We start from the raw sequence: 23871 nt of genomic DNA, 5'->3' as shown, positions 1-23871 counted from the left end.
TTTTATCCCTGATTTACTCTCAACATTTTTTGAATCACCCATGTCGCTCCCATGCTAAGGATCAGCAACCCAAACCCGATGGCACTTCCATACCCAAAGTTGAACTTCCCAAACGCTTCTTTATACATATAAGAAGCAATGACTTCCGTAGCATGCCCCGGGCCGCCTCCGGTCATGACGTAAATCAAATCAAAATATTTCAAAGACCCCACAACGGCTAGAATCACCAATACTTTTAACACTCCAGAAATAAGAGGCACTTTAATTTTATAGGCGATTTGAAAAGCATTGGCGCCATCGATTCTTGCCGCCTCAATCAATTCTTGAGGTACATTGATCAAAGCGGCATACATGATGATGATGTAAAATCCCGCATACTGCCAAACAATCGGAATGAACACCGAATACAACGCCATCTGAGGATCGGCCAACCAAAGCGGAGTTTCCTTTACCCCTATCATCGATAACAAGCTGTTGATCAATCCGTTCATCGGATCAAAAATCTTCATCCAAAGCTGAGCAATGGCGACCGACGACATGAGCATCGGGATAATGTAAATTTTTCGAAACAGATTCGCTCCCTTCAGCTTGCTGGCCAATAGTAAAGAAACGATTAAATAGCCGATCAAGCTGAGAACGGAAAATAACGCCAACAAGACGGAGTGCCATGTGCTTTCCCAAAACAGTTGATCATGGACCAGCTTTTTATAATTTTCCAGGCCGATGAACTTCATCTGGCCTACCCCGCTCCAATCCATCAGTCCATAATATCCCGTCAGCACAATCGGGATATAAATTAAAAACAAGACGAGAAGAAGCGACGGCAGAACATAAAGAATTATGGCTGTTTTATTGGACATGACGTTTTTCATTGCTGATAACTCCTTCTTTGCAAATAAGGGGGCATAGGTTACCACTGATGCCCCCAAAGTGCGCATTTTTTTATTTATTGGCTTCCTCAGCCAGCGCTTCATCATGCTGTTTTGCAAATTCTTCTGGAGTGATTTGTTTCCCAAACAAGGCTGTCATTAAGTCATGATGCAGTTCGGAAACATTCGGGCTCGCTTGGGTGTCAAACCAAGTCGTAATGTTGGTGGCGTTATTGATGTCATGCAACACATCCAGATACATTTTCGGCACGTTCAATCCTTCCGTATTCACCTTCGTGGCCGGTAAAATTCCTGCGCCTTCCACTGAGCGTTTGCCCCATTCTTTGACAAGGTACACCGCGAAGTCTTTCGCTTGTTCCTTATGCTTGGAATTTTCCGCAACAAACGCGCCTAAGCCAGGACCACCGACATAGCTGTTGATATCCGTGCCTTTTCCGCCTTCATACAGCGGGAATTTAAAGTAACCGACTTTGTCTTTAAACTCTTGCGGGACATCCGGGCTGGTCGTAAAGTTGGGCAACTCCCATGTCGCCGTTAGGAACATAGCCGCTTTTTCGTTGAGGAAATAGCCTTTGGCATCGTCATTGGAGAAGGCTGTATTTCCTTTCACAAAAAAGCCCATGTCAACAAGGTTTTGAACTTCTTTTGCCGCTTTGACAATAGCTGGATCGGACATTTTCACTTTTCCTTGAATGACATCCGTCAAAATCGTCGGGCCGCCGATCCGGTCAGCAAGGTACATAAACCACATCGATGCCGGCCACCCGTCTTTCGAACCAACCGTTGCCGGAATCACTCCATGCTTGATCAACGTTTTTCCGATGTTTTTCAAATCTTCGAACGTTTTCGGTTCTTGAAGGCCATATTTTTTGAAAATCTCTTTGTTGTAGAAAATGTACGTAATATTCATCTCCATTGGAAGCGCATACGATTTGCCGTTAAAGGTATACGCTTCTACCGTTCCAGGTACGAACTGGTCTTTAAATTCTTTTTCGATTATATCATTTAGTGGCGCAAATTGTCCGCCGGTCGCGTACGGCTCAGCGAAGCCGTTAGACCATGTCAGTCCTACGTCAGGCAATTCATTCGAGGCAGCCAGCACTTTCAATTTATCTCGATATTGATCCGGGTTCAGCACTTCCACATCAATGACGACATTCGGATGTTTCGCTTCATAATCTTTAATAATCTCTTCCACCAGATTGTAGTAAGCGGTCGAACTGCCTTTGGGCCAATCGTGCATGAACTTCAAATGGATTTTCCCGTCTCCGGATTTCCCTCCGTTAGCAGAATCACTAGACGAAGAAGAACAACCGGACAACGCCAATCCTGCCATCAACATCAACAAAGCCAGCCATGTGAACGCTTTCTTTTTCACAAACTGTACCCCCTTCTCTGTTCTTTGCTTGCAAATACAGTCTACCATCATCGCGAAAGGGGAAAAAGGCAACAACCATTAGGAAAAGTACCAGTATTTTTAGATTATTTTTCTTTTTGCCTTTTTCGATAGCTGCTTGGAGTCATCCCCTCCATTTCCTTAAACAGTTGAATAAAATATTTCGCGGTTCTGTAACCGCACTCTTCGGCAATTTCCGCGACCGGGATATCCGTCGTCACGAGCAGCTCCTTGGCCCGTTGCATCCTTCTTCTTGTGAGATATTCACTGAATGTAAGCTTCATCTGTTCCTTAAACAGCGTGCTGAAATAGCTTGGATTGAGATGGACATGCTCCGCCACCTCTTTTAGTGATAGATCGTCTTTGAGATGTTGATCAATAAACTGGAGGGCCTCGCGAATCGGCTCGCGAGTTGGAGAATGGCGGTCAAGAGCATTGATCAGTTTATCGTCAACCAGCTGTTTCATTACCCGTTCTCTTTCTCTTTGTTCGGAAATTTGGATCGCTCTTTCTACCGCTTCAAATAATTCGCTTTTCTTTACTGGTTTTAACAAATAGTTTAGCACCCCAAGGCTGATGGCTTTTTGTGCATAGTCGAAATCGGGGTAAGCAGAGATGATGATCACCGCCGGAGAATCATCGTTTTTCCTCAGCACTTCCAGCACATCAAGCCCCGTGATTTCAGGCATCCGGATGTCGGTCAATAACACATGCACCCGCTCTTGCCGCAAAATGGCAAGCGCTTCTTGACCGTTGTCAGCCGTGATAATTCGATGCTTGCCAGCGCCCCATTTTTCCAACAACCGTTTCATTCCTTCTCGCGCCCTTGGTTCATCATCGACAACTAAAATCGTTTTCTCATACATTTTTTTCACCTCCATTAATAGGAATTTGGATCGTGACTTTTGTGCCCTTGTTTTTCCAGCTGTCAATCGTTAGGCCAGTGTTCGTTTCGTCCCGATAATAAAGTTGAAGGCGCTTTTTGACATTATACAAAGCCATTCCTTTTCCTTTTTTAGACACCAGGCCCCCTGTATCCACAGCCTGTTTCACCGCCTTGAGCGTTTCTTCGTCCATCCCGGCTCCATCATCTTCCACAATGATCTCAAGATGACGATCCAAACCAGGCTTGACAGTGACCGTAATCGTACAAGGAGACGATCGGTTTTCCAATCCGTGGACGACCGCGTTTTCCACTAACGGTTGAATGATTAACTTTGGAATCCGTACTTGCTCCCATTCCTTTGACAGCCATAGCTTCCATTTGATCCGATCACCAAAACGGAATTTGACAATCTCCATATAATTTTCGATGTGGCAAAACTCCTCTTTCAATGTGACCCAGTCGTCGTTCGCATGCCGGCTGATCGTATAGCGAAACAGCTCTGACATGGAAACAACGACATCGGCCAGCTCTTCTTCCCCTTTTTCTTCTAATGACCATCGCAACGACTCCAGCGTGTTGTATAAGAAGTGGGGATTGATTTGGGCCTGAAGCGCTTTCAATTCACTTTGGCTGCGAACGATCTCTTTTTGATACACCATCTTCATCAAGTGATTCGTCTCTTTTACCAATTGGTTATAGGTGCTGTTCAGCTCTCTGATTTCATTGACTGTAACCATTTGCGGGTCAACAGCTAATAACCGTTCATTCGCCAGCCGCATCGTTTTGGTCAATTGAACAATCGGACGTGTAATAACGGTTGACAGAAGCAATGAACATAAAAAGTAAACAAGCATCCCGATGATGCCGGCGAAAATGATCCCTAGCCGAATCCCGTTCATTCCCTTGGTCAGAGCGCTGACAGGAGTCAATATGAAAACGGTGAATCCTTTGTTGGAAGACTGTTTTGTCACCATATATTCGATTTGATTCATGATCGTTGCTGTCCGCTCGTTTAACGAAGATAGATCGATGGAGTGGGGAGTGTTCGAAAAAATCATTTTCCCTTCCGGATCGGAAACGAAGACGTATTGCCCCGTGTTCACCTCAGTAATTGAAAAATATGGTTTATAAATGCGGACAAGCAAGTACCCCCCGTTGACAAACTGGCGCTCCATTAACGTAATGCGGCGAATCGCCAAATAAAACTGAGAATTCCGCGGATCTTCTCCGATCCAAACGAGCCTTCCTTTGGCCCGATCGGCTTCATAAATCCATTTGACATTGAGGCGTTCAAACATCTTCATCGAACTGTCTAAAGGAAACACTTGCTTCAAATCTTCTGTATAGAGTTCAACGGAGTAAATGCCTTCAGAGTTGGCTTGGATATTATTGACCACACTTTTTAGCCTTTGCAATTCCGGAAACGTCACTTTCTCTCCCGAATGGATTCGCTCAAACAATCGCTGGACTTCTTGATTGGTCATCATAAACTTTGTCGCTGTATTCAGCTGTTCAAACAGTGAATCGATTCGGCCGCTCGTTTCCATCGCTGTCTGCTTGATTTGGCTTTCCGCGTTATGGCGAATCAACAAGGACACTTGCTTGAGGGTGATCATGCTGACGAGAGACAGCACAATCACCATGACAAATAGGAATACGACCAAGATTTGATTTCGCAGCGTGTTCCATTTTTTTAAGTAGCTGAGCATGGCCTGTACCTTCCTACTATGAAAAAGAATATGTGAAAGAAACACCTCTTTCATTAACTAGTATAGTAGTTTCTAAATAATTTGTATAGCACACAAACAAAGGGAGTCAAAACAAAAGCTGGTCGTCTGCGGCTCGTAAGCCGTCCGACCAGCCCCCTTCATTCCCTCAACAGACATTCGTTTAAACAATAGAGCATCGTGAAACGATTCGGGCGCAACCGATGGGCTTCTTTCAAACCACGCTCTACTAGCCAGTGGTCGATACCGAGCTGTTGTGGCGCAACCGCCCCATCTACTCTCTCTACCATTGAGCGAAGACGCTCTGGGGACGGCAATGATTCAAGCAGCTCCCGAATAGAAGCGGTATGCGCTTTGAGCCGTTCCCATATCGTTTCGTCCATGGACTTTCGGCATTTTTCTAATTCACTTAACAAAGGCCAAAAGACACGTTGATAGTGCTCCACAATGATCGGAGTCGATACTCCCACTTTTGCGCCATGGAGCACTTGCCGTTTGTTCTGGCGCAAAAATTCCATTTCCCAATAGTGGGAAAGGTGGTGTTCAGCGCCCGAAGCGGGGTACGATTGACCCATGAGCAACATGGCGATGCCCGACTGCAACAGCGCATCCATTAATACACGAATTCCTTGTTCACCGCCATCGGCAATGTCATCGAGGTGATCGACACACGTTTGCAACGACTGTTCTGTCAACTGATGGACGAATGGGCAATACGGCTCATCCATCATCCAATGGGCAAACTGCCAGTCGGCCAATGACGTATACTTCGCCAGCATATCACCAAACCCAGCAGCGATCATCGCTTTCGGCGCATTCCGCAACACTTCAATATCGGCAAACACTGCAATCGGCGCCTGTGCTTGAATGGTTTTTTTCACCCCGCGAATGATGAGCGGAGCACCCATGGATGTAAATCCATCGACCGATGGAGCAGTAGGAACCGAAATAAACGGAACTTTCATTTTATAACTGCCAAAACGGGTAATGTCGTGAATCGTTCCCGCCCCTACGGCAATGAACGCATCGACATCGTCCGGTGTTCCTAGCAGCACTTGCACGATGGCACGCTCATCGGCGATGACATCCCCATTTTCATCCGGTTGCACGAAGCATACCTTGCAGCGAATCGATTCATTTTCCAGCTCATCACACAATGATTGTCCCGCCGCCGCAAACGTCCGCGCGTCGGCCACCACAGCCACTTTCTTATATCGCTTGTACTGCAAATAAGCTGCCAGCCGTTTGAACGCCTCATGGCTCACGACAATTTGTTCAATCGGAATATCATAATGACGATGCCCGCACTGACATTGCTTGGCTAATGAAACGATGCCGTCCAATGTTTGATTCACTGCATGATCTCCTTCCCTAAGCGGATGATGTCACCAATCGAGTCCAACACATAATCGGGCCGTTCCTTGGCCCGCAATGCGTCAAGCTGACTCCGCTTTGTATTACCGGTCAACACAAGAGCAGTCTTCATCCCATGCATCCGCCCCATGCGAAGATCTGACTCCACACTGTCACCAATGATGAGACAACGGTGAGGCGGCACTTGCAGCTGGCACAAGGCCGCTTCCGCCATAAAGCAAGAAGGCTTACCTAACACGATTTCCACTGTTCGGGCTGTCGCCGCTTCAATCGCCCCGACCATCCCCGCTACATCAATGGCATTCCCATGTTCACTCGGAAACGTTTTATCGATATTGGTCGCCATGATGCGCGCTCCATGCCAAACCGCGCGAAAGGCCAAATCTAACTCTCGATAGGTCACGGTCTCATGCAACGTGATAACGAGAAAGTCCGCTTCCTCCGGCACGGCTGCCAATCGAACGTGGTGGAGGCGCAACTCTTCGCGCAGCCCCTCATCCCCCAGCGTCCAAACTTGACAGAGCGGATAGTGTTGGCGCAAAAATTGCGCCGTGACCGTCGAAGATAAAAGAATCTCCTCCTCTGCCACAGCCACCCCGAATCGTGTAAACTGTTCATAGCACATGCGCCGCGACCAATTGCCGCGATTGCTGACGAACACGATTCGTTTTCCAAGAGAGCGGAGGTAGGCAACCGCCTCCTCCGCCTGCGGAATGAGTTCATTTCCCCTCCATATCGTCCCATCAAGATCAATCAACACCCCTGCGATTTCCTCCATCAAGGGCAATCCACCTCCCATCCGTCTATGATGTCCGCACGCCAAACCGATAGACCGTCGTTGATACCCGCTCCTTGTCAGCCGGCAATACGATCGAGGGAAACTGCGGATGGTGAACCGCATCCGGCAACCCTTGCGTTTCTAAGCAAATGCCGAGATGTTTCCGCGACGGCACGCCGCCTAAATCCATTCCTTCCGGCAGCTGGTTCGATGTGTACACGACCACGCCGACTTCGTCCGTCTCCACCGTCAACGTTCGTCCGCTCTCTTGGTCGGAAAGAACAATTTCCTTGTCATGATGCCGGTCGAGCCAAAACGGATGGTCATAGCCCCCGCCGACGAGTTCGATTTGCGGGTGTCCGGATTCAACCGCCTCCCGGATCATCTTTCCGTGCCGCAAATCAAACGGCGTGCCGGCGACATCCAAGACGCGGCCTGTCGGAATCAGTTCTTCGTTTAGTTCGAGCACACGCGAGCTTTGGATCGTCAGCGTATGGTCCAAAATATCCCGCTTGCCGTTGCCGCTTAAGTTAAAATACGTATGATTCATCACGTTGAGCAACGTCGTTTTGTCCGAACGGGCTCGGTACGTCACCGTCCATTCGTTGTCATTGTTCAGCCAGTACGCCACTTGCACTTCCAAAGTTCCCGGATACCCTTCCTCTCCGTCCGGGCTCGTGTACGAAAAAACGACGCCGACCGCATCATCACGTTGAACGGTCTCAGCCCGCCAAAGCACGCGGTGGAAGCCATTCGGTCCCCCATGCAGGTGGTTGTTGTTTTCGTTTTTCGCCAGTTGATACGCGATGCCTTCGAGTTCAAAGCTCGCCCCGCGAATGCGCCCCGCCACGCGGCCAATGACCGCGCCAAAGTACGGCGCGTTTTCAATATACGGCTCAAACCGGTCGAACCCGAGCACGACATTTTCGATGTTGCCGTTTCGGTCAGGAACGCATAGCCTCGTGACAACACATCCATAGTTCATCGCCGACAATTCTACGCCGTGATCATTGGTCAATGTAAACAAAAGCACGTCTTTTCCGTTATATCCAGCCCATTTCTCATATGTCACTTTCATGTTGCTTCCCCTTCCTTATAACCTTACGATGTTTCCCGTCTTCATCGATGTGCGGCAAGCGTCGAGCGCCCGCGCTTGTTTGATCATGCGCTCTGGCGAATACAACAGCGGTGTGCCTTCAAGAACAGCGAGCGAGAAGTGCTCGATTTGCAGCGCGTATTGATCGCCTGACACCGTTTCCTCATGCTCGCTTCCATCAGCCGTTACGATCGTAATCCGCCCCTCACCGCCATCGACATCCGGCCGATACGCCCGCGAGACAACGATTTTTCCCTTCGTGCCCACCACTTCGTATTCGTTCTGAAAGAGCATGTCAAAACTGCACGTGAACTGCGCAAGCACACCGTTTTCCATCCTCATCCAACCATTCGTCGTTAAATCGACCGAACGGTGCGGATCAAAATGGGATTGAACAAATAATTCGATTGGTTCGACGCCAAGGATGTGTCTTGTTGAGTGCACGCAATAGCAGCCGACATCGAACAAGCTTCCCCCGCCAAGCTCAGGGTTCATGCGGATATTCGTTTCCCGGTCTTGCAAATAAAAAGAGAAATGGGCACGCATGTACGTGATGTCACCGATCTCACCGGCAGCGAGAAGCTGTTTGACGCGCCCATGCTGCGGATGAAACTGATACATGAACGCTTCCATGAATAAAACATCGTTTCTCTCGCACGCCTCGATCATGCGTCGGACATCCTCTTCACATAAGGCAGCCGGTTTTTCGCAAAGCACATGTTTTTTCTTCTGTGCCGCTTTGATCGTCCATTCCGCGTGCAGGCTGTTCGGAAGGGGAATGTACACCGCGTCGACGTCCGGGTCATCAATCAGCTGTCCGTAGCTGTCATACGCCTTCGGAATGCCGAGCCCCCGCGCCGCTTCGCTGGCCTTCCCCCTTTCACTGGCGATCGCCACGACTTCGGCGCGATCCGTCCGGCGAATGGCTGGAATCATCACGTCTTTGGCGATGGCCGCTGTACTCATAATACCAAAGCGAACTTTACGCCCCATGTTTCGTCTCTCCTTCCCGTTTTCAAAGGGAGAGGCTGGCCATCAGACCAGCCTTCATTTCCTTATCGTTTTCCTAAACGAATCACATTCCACGATAACTTCGACAACGTCGCCGACACTTTCCCGCCGGACAGTTGAGCATCGCCGTTGCGGTGCGGAACGACCGGGGAAGATTGCGCGGAATTCGTTTGTTTCACGTTTTCATGTTCCAATACGATATGTTCAATAACGCGATAATCGTCAAAATGGCGGACATCGCATTCAAGCAATAACGAATCGTCCATATCACGGTTGACCGCAAAAATCGTCACTTCTTCTTTTTCTTCATTGTAAACAGCGATCGACTCTAAATACGGAACATCTGTGAAGTCTTTGCTGTCGTATTTCGGGCTTGAAATAACTGGGTGCAACGCCACCCCTCTGCCGTAAACCGAGGCATGCATAAACGGATAGTAAATGGTTTGCTTCCATGCCGGCCCGTTCGGTTCCGTCATGATCGGTGCAATGACATTCACTAACTGAGCCAAGCAGGCGATTTTCACCCGATCGGCATGTTTCATGAGCGTAATGAGCATGCAGCCGACAAGAAGCGCATCTTCAAAGTTATAAATATCCTCCAACAAAGGCGGCGCGACGGTCCACGGTTCAATTTGCTTATCCGCCTCATTCGAGTGGTACCATACGTTCCATTCATCAAACGAAAGATGAATCGTCTTCTTGCTTCGTTTTTTCGCCTTCACGTAATCAGCAATGGCCACAACCGAACGGATAAAATCATCCATTTCCAGCGACAGCGCCAAATAATTCGCCGTGTCATTATCTCGATTTCCAAAGTATTGATGGAGGGAAATATAATCGACATGCTCATACGTGTGATCAAGAACCGTCGCTTCCCATTCCGCAAACGTCGGCATATTTCTGCCTGAACTTCCGCACGCAACAAGTTCAATGGTCGGATCTACCCATTTCATCACTTTGGCCGCTTCACAAGCGATTCGTCCGTACTCAACGGCTGTCTTGTGGCCAATTTGCCACGGACCGTCCATCTCATTGCCTAGACACCATGTTTTAATTTTATGCGGCTCTTTATAGCCGTGGGAAATGCGCAAATCGCTGTAATACGAGCCCGACGGGTGGTTGCAATATTCAACCAAGTTGCGTGCCGCATCAATGCCGCGCGTCCCTAAGTTGACGGCCATATTCACTTCGGCTCCGACCATCTTGGCCCAATCGACAAATTCATTCAAGCCAATTTCATTCGTTTCCACTGACTTCCATGCCAAATCAAGCCGCCGCGGCCGCTTTTCTTTTGGCCCGACTCCGTCCTCCCAGTTGTAACCGGACACAAAATTCCCGCCCGGATAACGGATAATCGGCACTTGCAGCTCTTTGACCAGCTCGATGACATCTTGCCGGAAGCCATTTTCATCGGCCTGCGGATGGCCGGGCTCATAAATCCCTCCGTATACGGCACGGCCGAGATGTTCGATAAACGAGCCATAGATGCGTTTGTCGATTTCGGCGATTTTGAAATCTTTTTCGATGATCATGGTTGCTTTTTTCATCCCCATATCACTCATACCCCCTTCTATAGTCGATTACCCTTTCACTCCTCCAACCGTTAAACCAGAAATAAAGTAACGTTGGAAGAACATGAATAATACAATAATCGGAAGAATCGTTAACAGAGATCCCGAAATTAAAATATCATAGTTATTGCCATAAGGAGTTAACAACCCAGATAAACCGATTGGCAAGGTGAACATATCCTCCGTTCGTAGAATAATTGTCGGCCATAGAAAGCTATTCCAGTAACCCATTGCCTGTAAAATAGCCATCGCTCCAAACGCGGGCTTCATCAACGGAACCATAATGCTGAAAAAAATTCTAAATTCCGAACACCCATCTATTCTAGCTGCATCAAGCAATTCCTTCGGCAACCCTAACGCGTATTGTCTAAAAAAGAAAATAGCGATAGGGGCTACCATGGTAGGAACAATAACTCCCCAGTATGTGTTAATCATTTTGAAGGACACCATCAATTTGTATAAAGGTAACATCAAAATTTCAGTCGGAATCATCATGACAGTCAAGACAAGAATAAAAATTACATTTCTGCCCTTGAAATTGTATACTGCCAACGCATATCCAACCATAGAGGAAAATAGTAAAGATAACACAGTTCCGACCGCAGTAATAATCAAACTATTTTTATACCAAGTCAGATATTTTGCCCCTTCTTGGAAGAGGTAAATGTAGTTCTTGAATGACAGCAAATGTGCCTGTAATTTTAAATTTAACCCATATCTAAGCAGCTCCGTAGACGGCTTAAAGGATGCCAGTAATAACGCAAAAAACGGGAAGAGTGCGACAACAGCAAAAAGCGACAACATTAATACGACTACCGCCTTTGCAACTGGGTGAATTTTTGCTGTCTCTGTCATTCTCTATCCCTCCTTCCTGAAGGCTCCGGTAACCTTCAACTGAATAATATTAATAACAAATACGATGATTAGCAGCACAATCCCGACAGCAGAACCGAATCCCATATCATTGTTCATAAAGCCTTCTTGGTAAATATAACCTACTAAAGTAAGTCCAATATCACCAGGAGACTGATTTTGCCAAAACACAAAACTCTCCTCGTACATTCTAAACCCGCCAAAAATACTAATCGTTAACACATAAATTACCACTGGCTTTAAAAGTGGAAGTGTAATATAAAAAAACTTCCTAAATGCCCCAGCTCCGTCCATTTCTGCCGACTCATAAAGTTCCTTTGGGATATTTTGCAACCCCGAGAGAAAATACAAAATATTCACCCCTAGCCACTTCCAAGACGCTAAAAATACCATTAAAAACATTCCCGTTCCCCAATGCATTGTCCACTGCTGGGGCGGCAGCCCTAGCCATTTCAAAAGCGTATTCGCAGGAGCTGATTCCAACTCCCCGAAGATTAAACGGAACACTACACCAACTACGATAGTAGAAGTTAGAGCTGGTATAAAATAGGCAGAGCGAAAAAAATTACGTCCCGGTATAGCCTTAGAATTCAAGATGACCGCTAGCACTAAAGGAAGCGGGATCAGAATAATTAGTGTCCAAATAGTGTAAATTGTTGTATTACGCAAGGCTGCATAAAAATGCGGATTGAGTAATTTTTTGTAATTTTCTACCCCAATAAATTTTGTTTCTCCAGGTAATACTTCTTGAAAACTCATTATGATCGTCGAAATGGAAGGATAAAGGAAAAATAGTAAAAAGGACAGGATAAACGGTGATACAAAAATATACGGAGCAGCCTTTTGAGAAAAAATAATCCCGTTTCCTGTTCGTTTCCGGGGTACTGTTTGCATTGAGTAGACTGGTTTATTTTCCACCGCGATACCCCTCCCGATTTAATCGTTGTATCATCCCCGAGCCAAAAAACATAGAGTGGTGAGGGGAGACGTCGTGCCGCGGCATCAATCAAATCCCCCCTCTATCATTCAAGCTACTCCTGTTTATTGTTTTCTCATTTCATCTGCCACTTTTTTCAGAGCTTGCTCTGGGGACATGCTCTTTTCTTTTAAAACCTTGTACAAAACTGTTTGGACCACTAACTCATTCATTTTTGGAGTGTTTTCAGTCACTGTCGGCGAATTGATTTCGTCTTTCACACTCATAAGAACATCGAAAATATAATCTCCAAAGTATTCTGTATATTTATTCGGCTCTTTCAGCGCAGAATCACTCCAAACATCCCAACGAATCGGATCAAATCCAAGCTGTTTCCAAATTTGGATGTTAGCTTCCTTAGATAATTTAGCAAACGCTAAAAACTCCTTCGCCAGCTCTACATTCTTACATTGGTTAGTGATAGCGGTTCCAGTGCCGCCCATGCCTGCCGACCGCTTTCCATCTGCCGTCCATTTTGGCATCGGTTTAATGATTATTTTCCCTTTTAAATCTGGCATGTAGTCGGTAAACCGCACCATGTACCACATCGGCATCACAACAGATGCAGCCCCGCCTTTATTCATAAACCCATAATATTCTTCTGCATGATGGTTCCCACCCGGAGCAGCTATAGCAATTTTTTCATCTAACAGTTGTTTCAAAAATGTTAATGTTTTTATGTTGATATCTTTATCTAAAATTACCTTTCCGTCCTTATCGTAAAAATCAGATCCTTGTTGTACAACTAGGGGCCAGTAAGTCCATGGACCGTCTGTTTCAATTGTCATCATCGGCTTTCCTGTAGCGCTAACTACCTTCTTACCTGCCTCTCTAAAATCATCCCATGTAACGATTTCGTCGGGATTTACCCCTGCTTTATCCAATAATTCTTTATTATAGTAAATGACGGTCGCACCGACGTGAAAATCAATTCCATAGTACTTTCCATCTTTAGAGTAGATATCGAATCTTGATTGAATAGCTTTGTCTTTTACGGGGTCTATAATGTCATTTAACTCTACTAACTGCGGTTTTCCTTTTAAATAGTTGGAGAAACGAGAAATCTCAATATCTACAATGTCCGGCGCTCCTACTCCGGATTGCAAAGATAAAAGCAGTTTGTTATGCATGTCATCATACGGATAAGTGGTAGTTTCTAGCTGAATCTTTTTGTCAGGGTGTGTTTTATTCCACTCATCAGCCATAAACTCGAAAAACTTTGCATGTTGCTCTCCAAATGTCCATAATGTCAGTTTAGTGGCACCATTTGCGCCTTTGCTCGATTGACCAGAATTGCTTGAGTCACCTGAACAACCAGCTAAAAACGTTGATACAGCCATAAATAAGACTAGTAGCAATAAAGACCACTTTTTCATCGGTTTACCTCCCCCCTGATTTCAAGCGCGGGTCAACTACTGTTTACGCCATGTTGCTACTATCGTTGAAAACGCTTTTAAAACTAACCACCTCTCCTCCCTAGTTTATTTCAAATCCTTTTTATAAGGATTCGAAAACAATTTGGCCTTACAAATATTATGTTTTAGCCTGACCGTGTTTTATATTGTACGTATAACTTTTAACTTCATTGTACCATTGTGTATATTTTTTTCAATAAAAAATTTAAAAAAATTAAGAAATATTTTTATCCAAGTTAAATTGATGCCAAAAGTTGTCCATATAACTGCCCTTGCGTTGATTACTTTGCTTACACATTCAAGATCACCTCCTCTGTTAAATTGCCAACTTTTATATATGATAAAAACCAAGGACATGAGCCCTCCTTCCAGCCCATGTCCTTGGTGTCGTGCCGTATGGATTTGCACGCTTACACCTTACCGTCCCCGCCAGAATACTTCATTCCATCTTAGTTCGTTCTTGAATGAGGAGACGGACGTATGTTCATTGATCACGACGCATTCAATGCCGGTCATTTCCGCAAAGTCTTGCAATTGTTCTGTTGTAACCGCAAATGAGAAACACGTATGGTGGGCGCCGCCGGCTAAAATCCATGCTTCGGCCGAATCGCGCAACGACGGGCGCGGTTTCCATAAAATGCGGGCGACCGGCAATTTCGGCATGTCGTGTTCTGGTTTCACCGCATCGACTTCATTGACAATGAGACGGAAGCGGTGCCCTAAATCAATCAGGGAAGCATTGACCGCCGCGCCCTCGCCGCCGTCAAACACGAGGCGGGCTGGATCTTCTTTTCCGCCAATCGAAAGCGGATGAACTTCGATGCGCGGCCGCGTTGCCGCGATCGTCGGACATACTTCGAGCATATGAGCGCCGAGAATCAGTTCGTTGCCAGGCTCAAAGTGGTACGTGTAGTCTTCCATGAACGACGTCCCTTTGCCATCGGCCATCACTTTCATCAACCGGACGAGGGCGGCCGTTTTCCAATCGCCTTCGCCGCCGAATCCATATCCTTCTGCCATGAGCCGTTGAACCGCAAGTCCTGGGAGTTGCTTCATGCCATGCAAATCCTCGAACGTCGTCGTAAAGGCGGTGAAGTTGCCATCTTGCAAAAAGGCTTTTAACCCAAGCTCGATCCGAGCCTGCTCACGGATGGACTCGCGAACCGGTCCATCTTGACGGCCGGCAGGCACCATGTCATACAGTTCGGCGTATTCATCAAGCAGTTCGTTAATGCTTTGTTCAGAAACATCGCGAATCGATTGCACCAAATCCCCAACACCATAACCGTTGACCGACCAACCGAATTGAATTTGCGCTCCCACTTTGTCCCCTTCCGTTACCGCCACTTCGCGCATGTTATCGCCGAAACGGGCCACTTTGAGCTGGCGGCTTTCCGCAAAGGCGACGGCCGTCCGCATCCATTTCGCCAGCCGCTCGCGGACTTCTGGGTCTTCCCAATGACCAACGACCACTTTCCGGGCCACTCCCATTCTCGCACCGATAAATCCGTATTCCCGGTCACCGTGAGCCGATTGGTTTAAGTTCATAAAGTCCATATCGATGCTGTCCCATGGAATATCACGGTTAAACTGCGTATGAAGATGCAATAACGGTTTTCGCAACTCCAACAGGCCGCCAATCCACATCTTCGCTGGCGAGAACGTATGCATCCAAGTAATGACTCCGGCGCATCGTTCGCTCGCATTCGCCTCCAGGCAAACGCGCCGGATTTCCTCTGGCGTCGTCACGACTGATTTGAAAACGAATGGGAACGGAAACACCGAATCGCGATTCCATTCATTGACCATGATTCTTGAATGTTCTTGGACTTGTTTTAACGCTTCTTCTCCGTACAAGTGCTGGCTTCCTGTCACAAACCAAAATTCATAAGGCCGTAATGATAACATGATTGCCCCTCCCGATTCACGATAAAGTTATTGATTCTTTCGCCGCCCTTGCGGTTTCTTTCCAATGTTTAAGCCGCTTCATCACATCGTTTTCCCCGCGGCCGAAGTAGTCGTGCAGTTTCGAATATTCTCGATACAGCTGTTCATAAATGGCGACATTCTCCGGAATCGGTTTGAACGTCTCTTCACGCACTTTCCCCATGTTTCGTGCCGCTTCCACAATGGATTCATAACCGCCGTTTTCTTTGCCGGCCGCAACCGCTGCGAACATGGCAGCCCCGACTGCCGGGGTTTGCTTGGACGCCGCAATTTTAATCTCACGGTTGGTCACATCAGCATAAATTTGCATGAGCAACTTGTTTTTTTGCGGCAATCCGCCGCACGCGTACAGTTCATCTACGTTGACACCGTTTTCAACAAAGGCATCGATAATTTTGCGCGTGCCGAAGGCCGTTGCTTCAAGCAATGCGCGGTAAATCTCTTCTGGTTTCGTCAGCAACGTATAGCCGATGATCAGCCCGGTTAAATCGGTGTCGACCAATACGGAACGGTTCCCGTTCCACCAGTCTAACGCGAGCAGTCCGGTTTCCCCCGGCCGATAGGCAGCGGCTCGCTTTTCCAGCCACTCATGGACACTAACTCCCTCTTTTTCCGCCGCTTCTTTCACATAGGCCGGAACACCTTGTTCAACATACCAAGCGAAAATGTCGCCCACCGCTGACTGCCCGGCTTCATAGCCGAAATATCCCGGAATGATGCCATCCTCGACAACGCCGCACATTCCTTCCACATACTTTTCTTCCGTACCAAGCAACATATGGCAGATCGATGTGCCCATCGCCATCACCAGTTTGCCTGGTTCAACGACCCCGACACCCGGTACGGCCGCATGGGCATCGACATTGCCGACGGCAACGGCGGTTCCCGGAAGGAGGCCCATCATGGCCGCCATTTCCTTCGTCAGCACCCCTGCTCTTGTGCCGAGCGGAACGATCGAGCCGCGCAGTTTCGTTTCTGTTAAGTGTTCCAGCCGCGGGTCGAGCGCCCGGAAAAACTCCTTGCTCGGATAGCCGTCTTGTTTATGCCAAATCGACTTATAACCGGCCGTGCAGCTGTTGCGCACCAGTTGACCGGTCATTTTGAAGATCACCCAGTCGGTTGCCTCTAAAAAGAGATCGGTTTGGTCGTAAATATCCGGCGCTTCGTTCAGAATCTGCCAAATTTTCGCAATCATCCATTCGGATGAAATTTTACCGCCGTATCTCGGCAAAAACGCTTCGCCCCGTTTGGCGGCGATTTCATTGAGCAAGTTTGCCTCATCCTGAGCGGCATGGTGCTTCCACAATTTCACCCAGCTGTGTGGGCGATGTTTAAACTCCGGTTTCAAGCAAAGCGGCTCGCCGGAAGCATCGACCGGCAGCATCGTGCAAGCGGTAAAATCGATCCCAACCCCGATCACATCCGCCGGGTTGACCCCTGACTTTTGCAATACAGCTGGAACGGCGGTCGCCAACACTTCGATATAATCGCCCGGGTGCTGCAGTGCCCAGTCTGGTTCTAGTTGTACGTTCGATTCCGGCAACACTTCATCAATGACTCCGTGAGGGTACGGGGTGACATGGTCCGCAATTTCGTTTCCTTCCAGATCAACAAGAACGGCGCGTCCCGATTCCGTCCCATAGTCGATGCCGATGACATACTTTTTCCCCATCGCAGTCTCCCTCCCTTATTGGCCATAGTAAGCGTTTACGCCATGCTTGCGTAAATAATGGCGGTCAAGCAGCGACTGGCTGATCGGCTGTGCATTTGGATTGAGCATGTACGTTCTTGCCGCCATTTTCGCCACTTCTTCCAAAACGACAGCATTGTGGACGGCATTGGCCGGATCTTTGCCCCAAGCAAATGGTCCATGGCCATGCACCAAAACACCCGGTACTTGCAACGGGTCGAGAAACCGGAACGTTTCGGTGATCACTTTGCCGGTTTCAAGTTCGTACGCCCCTTGAATTTCCTCGCTGGTCATCGGCCGGGTGCACGGAATTTCGCCATAAAAATAGTCAGCATGCGTCGTCCCCAACGCTGGAATCCCTCTCCCGGCCTGTGCCCAAACAGTCGCCCAAGTCGAATGGGTATGGACAATTCCGCCGATTCCTGGAAATTGTTTATACAGCCAGAGATGGGTCGGAGTGTCCGACGACGGTTTTAAGGCTCCTTCTACCACGTTGCCGTTTAAGTCCACAACCACCATATCATCGATGGTCAGTTTGTCATACGCCACCCCGCTTGGCTTAATGACAACCAACCCGCGCTCCCGGTCAATCCCGCTCACATTTCCCCACGTAAACGTCACGAGGCGGTATTGCGGAAGCTGCAGATTGGCCTCCCATACTGATCGTTTCAGCTCCTCAAGCATGGCCTCCACTCCCTATGAAAAATCTCCTCACCTCCATTATAATATTGTACGTACAATTTTTCTATACTTTTTGTAAAAATACGAACATATTTTTATATTCCTTTTGTAGAGTTACGGATGATTAACTCAGGCTTATAAATCATATCTCCGATTTTTTCAGCGGCCGGCTGCTCGATCATTTGAATCAACAACCGCGCCGCTTCGATCCCCATTTCCGTTTTTGGATGGCGAATCGTTGTCAACTTCACTTCCGTCGCTGTCGCAAACGTCGAATCATCGAATCCGACAATCGAAATGTCATCAGGAACCGATAATCCTTGTTGGCGAATGACATCAAGAAGCAAAATCGCCAGCTCATCATTGTAGCAAACAAACGCTGTCGGCCGCTCCTCTTTCGGCCGTTGCAAAAACTCCCGCGCCACCTCAAGCGGTCTGGTCGTTTTCTCCTCGGTTGTGTAGGATAGAAGATACTCCGTCGCCACGGGCACCTCGTGTTGCTGATGGGCACGAATAAACCCCCGCAAACGATCCACCCCTTGCAAATCGTCCGTTTTAAAGAAACCAGCGATTCGGCGATGGCCTAAACGAATGAGGTGATCCGTCAATAAAAACCCGCCTTCTTCGTCATCCATTTTCACGCATGGACAGCTCACTTCCAAATAGCGGGCGTTGATCATCACATACGGAATATGGTGGTTGTTGAGCGACAAGTAGTAGCCTAAATTAGGGTTTCCTTGCGCGCTTTTCGTCGGCTCGATGATCAGCCCGCTCAACGGCTCTCGAATCATCTCCTCAAGCCGTTCTTTTTCTCTCTGTTTATCGTTATTTGTGCTCGCCAACAAAAGGCGGTACCCTTTTTCCCGCAACGTCTCTTCCGCACCGCGTACAATATGAGGGAAAATATAATCGGAGATATAGGTCGTCACGATCCCGATCGTTTTCGTGTCAACCTGTTCTTTCGGCTTCGGCCGGGACACAAATGTGCCGCTCCCTTGGATTTTGTACAGCCATCCTTCCTTCTCAAGCTCACCGAGCGCCTGCCGAACCGTATGGCGACTTAACTGAAACTGATTGGCGATTTCATGCTCAGTCGGAATTTTCTCATCCGGCTTTACCTTGCCTGAAACAATCCATGATAAAATTTCTTGCTTTAATTGCGCATATTTGGGCAGCGTTTTCTCCTTCATAGTCCACCTCAACGATAAAATAATGAGATATAAATTAATTTTATTATAGCAGTTTTTATTTGTCCGTATCATTGTGCTAAGAGCAGACGGCGGAAAATATATGAGGTGCCTGTACACGCCCTTTTTCGAACGAAAGAGAACAAGGGGAGAAAACGCTCCAACCTCCAAAACCACTTGAAATGTGACTCGACATACGGATCATATGAACCGATCGAACTCTTTTCGAGCATAAAAGCCTTTTGTCCGCCTTTTGACCATTTGACAAAAAAGCCAAGCAATGCGCTTGGCCCTTCGCTCTTGCATTAAGCGGCTTTGTTTTTGTTGTAAATATCAAAAGCGACAGCAATAAGCAATACAAGCCCTTTAATGGCCTGTTGCCAGTCAATCCCCAACCCTAACAACGACATGCCATTGTTCATCACACCCATCACAAGACCGCCGATAATCGCTCCCCCGATCGTGCCAACACCACCATAAGCGGATGCGCCTCCGATAAAGCATGCCGCAATGGCATCGAGTTCAAACAAGTTTCCTGCTTTTGGCGTCGCGGCATTAAGACGGGCGGCAAAAATCAGCCCGGACAAGGCAGCCAGCACACCCATGTTAACAAACACCCAAAATGTGACGCGTTTCGTTTTAATGCCGGACAATTGCGCAGCCTTCTCATTACCACCAATCGCATAAATATGGCGGCCGACGACCGTCCGATTCGCCACAAAGGAATAAATGATAATCAACGCGGCCAAAATCACCAAAATCGTCGGGATTCCTTCGTACGTGGCTAAAATATAAGTGAAAATCATGATCACAGCGGCGATCGCAGCGAGTTTCAACGCAAACATCGGCGCAGGAACGACGGCAAACCCATATTTCTTCTGGTTGTTTCGTTTTCTCCATTCCAGTGCAATAAACAAGAGGGAAGCAGCAACACCGATCACGATCGTGAACAGATGAATCGCTCCGCCATGAAATACGTCTGGGAGAAATCCAGAGCTCATGTTTTGAAATGTTTTCGGAAACGGAGCGATCGACTGTCCTTCCAAAATAACCATTGTCAACCCCCGAAACAGCAACATCCCTGCCAATGTAACAATGAACGATGGGATTTTTACGTACGCCACCCAAAAACCTTGCCACGCACCAATCAAGGCCCCGAGTAATAAACAAATGAGCATTGTCAACCACACTGATGTCTGGTGCTGAACCATCAGAATGCCGGCCAATGCCCCGACAAAAGCCGCGACCGATCCGACAGACAAGTCAATATGTCCAGTGATAATGACAAGCATCATGCCGACAGCCAGCACCAAAATATAACTGTTTTGCAAAATTAAGTTCGTAATATTCAATGGCCGCAACAAAATGCCCCCAGTTAACACTTGGAACAATAACATAATCAAAATGAGAGCGATCACCATGCTGGAACTTCTCATATTATTTTTGATCAACTGACCGAACGATAACCGTTGATTTTCTACAGATTGCCCCGAGGAATGATGCACTGCTTTCCGCATTGGTGCTTCCATTTTATGCTCCCTCCTGAATCGCTGTTTTCGTCATGAGCCTCATCAGTTTTTCTTGGGTCGCTTCTTCCCGTGGCACCTCGCCAGTGATTCTCCCTTCACTCATCACATAAATTCGATCGCACATGCCAAGAATTTCCGGAAGCTCGGACGAGATCATTAAAATGCCTTTCCCTGCATCGGCTAGCTGCTGAATGATTGTGTAAATTTCATATTTCGCGCCGACGTCAATTCCCCGTGTCGGTTCGTCAAGAATCAAAATATCGGGCTCAGCGAAAATCCACTTGCTCAGCACCACTTTTTGCTGATTTCCCCCACTAAGGGCTTCTACTTTTTGAAATACGCTTGGCGTTTTAATTTTGAATTGGTCACGAAATCGCTCCGACTCAACAATTTCTTGATTTTCATCAACGACCAAATGACTCGAGATTTTACTTAAACGTGAAAGGGTAATGTTTTTCCTGATATCTTCCATTAAGATAAGCCCGTTCCCTTTGCGGTCTTCTGTTACATAAGCAATTCCATTAGCAATGGCCTTGCTGACATCACTGACATCGATTTTGGACCCGTTTTTCCATACTTCGCCACTGATTTTCTTTCCGTATGACCGACCAAAGATGCTCATGGCCAATTCCGTTCGTCCCGCCCCCATGAGGCCAGCGATCCCGACAATTTCTCCTCTACGAATCGACAGATTGACGTCATCAATCACCTTGCGCTCGGAGTAAACGGGGTGATACACCGTCCAATTTTTCACTTCAAATATGACTTCGCCGATCTTCGGTGTTCTTGTCGGATAACGATTGGTTAAGTCGCGCCCAACCATTCCACGGATAATCCGGTCTTCGGTCACTTCATCATGTTTCATATCCAACGTTTCAATCGTTTTTCCATCCCGTAAAATCGTGATCGAATCAGCGACTTTAGCAATTTCATTTAATTTATGGGAAATAATAATGGCCGATAAGCCCTGTTGTTTCAATTCCAAAAGCAAATTCAGCAAGTTTTCGCTGTCATCTTCATTCAAAGCCGCTGTCGGCTCATCCAAAATAAGCAATTTGACTTCTTTGGCCAATGCCTTCGCGATTTCCACAAGTTGCTGCTTGCCGACACCAAGTTGGCCGACCGGTGTATGCGGTGACTCCTCTAATCCGACTTTCTGCAGCAGTTTTTTTGTTTGAGCAATCGTTTCATTCCAGTTAATGATGCCTTTTTTCGCTCGTTCATTCCCTAAAAAAATATTTTCGGCAATAGATAAATACGGAATCAAGGCCAACTCTTGATGAATGATAACAATTCCTAACTGTTCGCTCTGTTTAATATCTTTAAATCTACATACTTCACCTTTAAATAAAATTTCTCCGTCATACGTGCCGTACGGATAAACACCGCTCAACACTTTCATTAATGTCGATTTTCCTGCCCCGTTTTCTCCACAAAGCGCGTGAATTTCTCCTTCCCGCACCTTTAAGTTCACATTATCAAGCGCTTTTACTCCAGGAAATTGCTTCGTAATCCCCCTCATTTCTAAAATAAATTCAGCCATCTTCTGTTGCACCCCTTGTCAGAGAGTTACGGATATAAGGGGTTGCAGATCCCTTATATCCGTTTTCTCGGTATCTTCTATTTTTCCAAATCTTCTTTTTTGTAATAGCCGCTGTCGATCAATACTTTTTCATAATTGGATTTATCAACCGAAACCGGTTCCAACAAATACGCTGGGACAACTTTAACTCCGTTATTATACGTTTTCGTATCGTTCACTTCCGGCTTTTTCCCTTTCAACACCGCATCCGCCATCTCAACTGCTTTTTTCGCCAATTCCCTCGTGTCTTTAAACACCGTTTGCGTTTGTTCCCCTGCGATAATCGATTTCACCGAAGCCAATTCCGCATCTTGCCCAGTAATCACCGGCATCGGCTTGCTCGGAGTTCCGTAGCCAACCCCTTTTAAGGAAGAAATGATGCCAATGCTAATGCCATCGTACGGGGACAAAACCGCATCAACGCGAGCATTCGTATAATGCGCACTCAACAAGTTATCCATACGCGCTTGAGCCGTAGCTCCATCCCAGCGCAATGTCGCTACTTGGTCAAACTTCGTTTGCCCGCTTCTCACCACTAACTTTCCGGAATCAATGTACGGCTTTAATACCGACATTGCTCCATCAAAGAAGAAATAGGCGTTATTGTCATCTGGAGAACCGGCAAACAACTCGATGTTGAACGGTCCCTTTCCTTCTTTCAATCCGAGCTTTTGTTCAATGTACTGCCCTTGCAGCACACCGACTTTAAAGTTATCAAACGTTGCATAATAGTCGACATACTTGCTGTTTTTAATCAAACGGTCGTACGAAATGATCTTAATCCCTTGTTTATGCGCTTTTTCCAACACGTCCGTCAACGCTTCCGCATCAATCGGAGCAATCACTAACACGTTAACCCCTTTGGTGATCATGTTTTCAATTTGTGATACTTGGTTTTCAACCACGTCCTCAGCATATTGCAAATCCGTCTTATAACCGAGTTTTTCGAATTCTTTCACCATATTTTTCCCATCATGAATCCAGCGCTCTGAAGATTTCGTTGGCATAGAAATGCCGACAAATCCATTTTTTCCTCCATTCGCCCCAAGTCCCCCGCAGGCCGATAATGACAGGACAAATATCGACAAAATTAGTACAAACAAAGACTTTTTCATTTTCTCCCTCCTCAAATTTGTACGTATATTTAATTTCTGTTCTTACTATACCACGGGACAAATTGTCCGTCTTTTTAATTAATTAACTATTTTTATAAAAATTTAACTTTGTTGAAGCGTTTTCAAAATGAGGACACACCCCTTCTG

General features: G+C 47.0%; 19 protein-coding genes. All 19 read right to left on the bottom strand.

Annotated elements, in window-relative coordinates:
• Window positions 1-2 precede the first annotated feature (2 nt).
• The gene (locus N685_RS0113600) at window positions 3-872 is read right to left on the bottom strand and encodes a carbohydrate ABC transporter permease (protein ID WP_031409207.1); all 870 of its coding nucleotides are present in this window, start codon (window positions 870-872) and stop codon (window positions 3-5) included.
• A gap of 70 nt (window positions 873-942) precedes the next feature.
• Window positions 943-2268 (bottom strand): extracellular solute-binding protein, encoded by a 1326-nt coding sequence (locus N685_RS0113595; protein WP_031409205.1) that lies wholly within the window; start codon window positions 2266-2268, stop codon window positions 943-945.
• Between the two features lie 104 nt (window positions 2269-2372).
• Complete coding sequence (locus N685_RS0113590) at window positions 2373-3152, bottom strand: response regulator transcription factor (protein WP_031409204.1); 780 nt, start codon at window positions 3150-3152, stop codon at window positions 2373-2375.
• Window positions 3145-4881 carry a sensor histidine kinase gene (locus N685_RS0113585; protein ID WP_031409202.1) on the bottom strand — a complete coding sequence of 579 codons (1737 nt, stop codon included), beginning with the start codon at window positions 4879-4881 and terminating at the stop codon, window positions 3145-3147. Before N685_RS0113585 ends, N685_RS0113590 begins: the two co-directional genes overlap by 8 nt.
• Before the next feature lie 158 nt (window positions 4882-5039).
• Complete coding sequence (locus tag N685_RS0113580; protein ID WP_031409200.1) at window positions 5040-6254, bottom strand: sn-glycerol-1-phosphate dehydrogenase; 1215 nt, start codon at window positions 6252-6254, stop codon at window positions 5040-5042.
• Complete coding sequence (locus N685_RS0113575; protein WP_031409198.1) at window positions 6251-7051, bottom strand: HAD-IIA family hydrolase; 801 nt, start codon at window positions 7049-7051, stop codon at window positions 6251-6253. The genes N685_RS0113580 and N685_RS0113575 overlap by 4 nt, the downstream gene beginning before the upstream one ends.
• Before the next feature lie 25 nt (window positions 7052-7076).
• Window positions 7077-8129: an aldose epimerase family protein gene (locus tag N685_RS0113570; RefSeq protein WP_031409196.1), complete on the bottom strand. Its 1053-nt coding sequence runs from the start codon at window positions 8127-8129 to the stop codon at window positions 7077-7079.
• A gap of 15 nt (window positions 8130-8144) precedes the next feature.
• Complete coding sequence (locus N685_RS0113565) at window positions 8145-9140, bottom strand: Gfo/Idh/MocA family protein (RefSeq protein WP_031409194.1); 996 nt, start codon at window positions 9138-9140, stop codon at window positions 8145-8147.
• Window positions 9141-9202: 62 nt separating this feature from the next.
• Window positions 9203-10711 carry an arabinosylfuranosidase ArfA gene (gene arfA / locus N685_RS0113560; RefSeq protein WP_031409191.1) on the bottom strand — a complete coding sequence of 503 codons (1509 nt, stop codon included), beginning with the start codon at window positions 10709-10711 and terminating at the stop codon, window positions 9203-9205.
• 27 nt (window positions 10712-10738) lie between these two features.
• Entirely contained in the window at window positions 10739-11584 is an 846-nt protein-coding gene (locus N685_RS0113555; protein ID WP_031409189.1) for a carbohydrate ABC transporter permease, read from the bottom strand.
• A gap of 3 nt (window positions 11585-11587) precedes the next feature.
• Complete coding sequence (locus N685_RS0113550; protein ID WP_031409187.1) at window positions 11588-12496, bottom strand: carbohydrate ABC transporter permease; 909 nt, start codon at window positions 12494-12496, stop codon at window positions 11588-11590.
• Window positions 12497-12643: 147 nt separating this feature from the next.
• A complete protein-coding gene (locus tag N685_RS0113545; protein WP_031409185.1) occupies window positions 12644-13954 on the bottom strand; it encodes an ABC transporter substrate-binding protein in 1311 nt (436 codons plus the stop codon).
• A gap of 456 nt (window positions 13955-14410) precedes the next feature.
• Window positions 14411-15901 (bottom strand): L-arabinose isomerase, encoded by a 1491-nt coding sequence (gene araA, locus N685_RS0113535; protein WP_031409180.1) that lies wholly within the window; start codon window positions 15899-15901, stop codon window positions 14411-14413.
• 16 nt (window positions 15902-15917) lie between these two features.
• The gene (locus N685_RS0113530; protein WP_031409179.1) at window positions 15918-17612 is read right to left on the bottom strand and encodes a ribulokinase; all 1695 of its coding nucleotides are present in this window, start codon (window positions 17610-17612) and stop codon (window positions 15918-15920) included.
• 15 nt (window positions 17613-17627) lie between these two features.
• Entirely contained in the window at window positions 17628-18314 is a 687-nt protein-coding gene (gene araD / locus N685_RS0113525; RefSeq protein WP_031409177.1) for an L-ribulose-5-phosphate 4-epimerase, read from the bottom strand.
• A gap of 92 nt (window positions 18315-18406) precedes the next feature.
• A complete protein-coding gene (locus N685_RS0113520) occupies window positions 18407-19501 on the bottom strand; it encodes a GntR family transcriptional regulator (protein WP_031409175.1) in 1095 nt (364 codons plus the stop codon).
• A gap of 302 nt (window positions 19502-19803) precedes the next feature.
• A complete protein-coding gene (gene mmsB, locus N685_RS0113510; RefSeq protein ID WP_031409173.1) occupies window positions 19804-21027 on the bottom strand; it encodes a multiple monosaccharide ABC transporter permease in 1224 nt (407 codons plus the stop codon).
• A gap of 1 nt (window position 21028) precedes the next feature.
• The gene (gene mmsA, locus N685_RS0113505; protein WP_031409171.1) at window positions 21029-22570 is read right to left on the bottom strand and encodes a multiple monosaccharide ABC transporter ATP-binding protein; all 1542 of its coding nucleotides are present in this window, start codon (window positions 22568-22570) and stop codon (window positions 21029-21031) included.
• A 77-nt stretch (window positions 22571-22647) separates the two neighbouring features.
• The gene (gene chvE / locus N685_RS0113500) at window positions 22648-23724 is read right to left on the bottom strand and encodes a multiple monosaccharide ABC transporter substrate-binding protein (RefSeq protein WP_031409169.1); all 1077 of its coding nucleotides are present in this window, start codon (window positions 23722-23724) and stop codon (window positions 22648-22650) included.
• Window positions 23725-23871 lie beyond the last annotated feature (147 nt).

The organism is Geobacillus vulcani PSS1 (assembly GCF_000733845.1).
Classification (GTDB): domain Bacteria; phylum Bacillota; class Bacilli; order Bacillales; family Anoxybacillaceae; genus Geobacillus; species Geobacillus vulcani.
This window is presented reverse-complemented; position numbering and strand designations above follow the sequence as displayed.

Bases quoted from the DNA above. Each gene is read 5' to 3' on its own strand.
- N685_RS0113600 (WP_031409207.1), bottom strand. From the start codon at position 872: ATGAAAAACGTCATGTCCAATAAAACAGCCATAATTCTTTATGTTCTG.
- N685_RS0113590 (WP_031409204.1), bottom strand. From the start codon at position 3,152: ATGTATGAGAAAACGATTTTAGTTGTCGATGATGAACCAAGGGCGCGA.
- N685_RS0113585 (WP_031409202.1), bottom strand. From the start codon at position 4,881: ATGCTCAGCTACTTAAAAAAATGGAACACGCTGCGAAATCAAATCTTG.
- N685_RS0113575 (WP_031409198.1), bottom strand. From the start codon at position 7,051: ATGGAGGAAATCGCAGGGGTGTTGATTGATCTTGATGGGACGATATGG.
- N685_RS0113570 (WP_031409196.1), bottom strand. From the start codon at position 8,129: ATGAAAGTGACATATGAGAAATGGGCTGGATATAACGGAAAAGACGTG.
- N685_RS0113565 (WP_031409194.1), bottom strand. From the start codon at position 9,140: ATGGGGCGTAAAGTTCGCTTTGGTATTATGAGTACAGCGGCCATCGCC.
- arfA (WP_031409191.1), bottom strand. From the start codon at position 10,711: ATGGGGATGAAAAAAGCAACCATGATCATCGAAAAAGATTTCAAAATC.
- N685_RS0113555 (WP_031409189.1), bottom strand. From the start codon at position 11,584: ATGACAGAGACAGCAAAAATTCACCCAGTTGCAAAGGCGGTAGTCGTA.
- N685_RS0113550 (WP_031409187.1), bottom strand. From the start codon at position 12,496: ATGCAAACAGTACCCCGGAAACGAACAGGAAACGGGATTATTTTTTCT.
- N685_RS0113545 (WP_031409185.1), bottom strand. From the start codon at position 13,954: ATGAAAAAGTGGTCTTTATTGCTACTAGTCTTATTTATGGCTGTATCA.
- araA (WP_031409180.1), bottom strand. From the start codon at position 15,901: ATGTTATCATTACGGCCTTATGAATTTTGGTTTGTGACAGGAAGCCAG.
- N685_RS0113530 (WP_031409179.1), bottom strand. From the start codon at position 17,612: ATGGGGAAAAAGTATGTCATCGGCATCGACTATGGGACGGAATCGGGA.
- araD (WP_031409177.1), bottom strand. From the start codon at position 18,314: ATGCTTGAGGAGCTGAAACGATCAGTATGGGAGGCCAATCTGCAGCTT.
- N685_RS0113520 (WP_031409175.1), bottom strand. From the start codon at position 19,501: ATGAAGGAGAAAACGCTGCCCAAATATGCGCAATTAAAGCAAGAAATT.
- mmsB (WP_031409173.1), bottom strand. From the start codon at position 21,027: ATGGAAGCACCAATGCGGAAAGCAGTGCATCATTCCTCGGGGCAATCT.
- mmsA (WP_031409171.1), bottom strand. From the start codon at position 22,570: ATGGCTGAATTTATTTTAGAAATGAGGGGGATTACGAAGCAATTTCCT.
- chvE (WP_031409169.1), bottom strand. From the start codon at position 23,724: ATGAAAAAGTCTTTGTTTGTACTAATTTTGTCGATATTTGTCCTGTCA.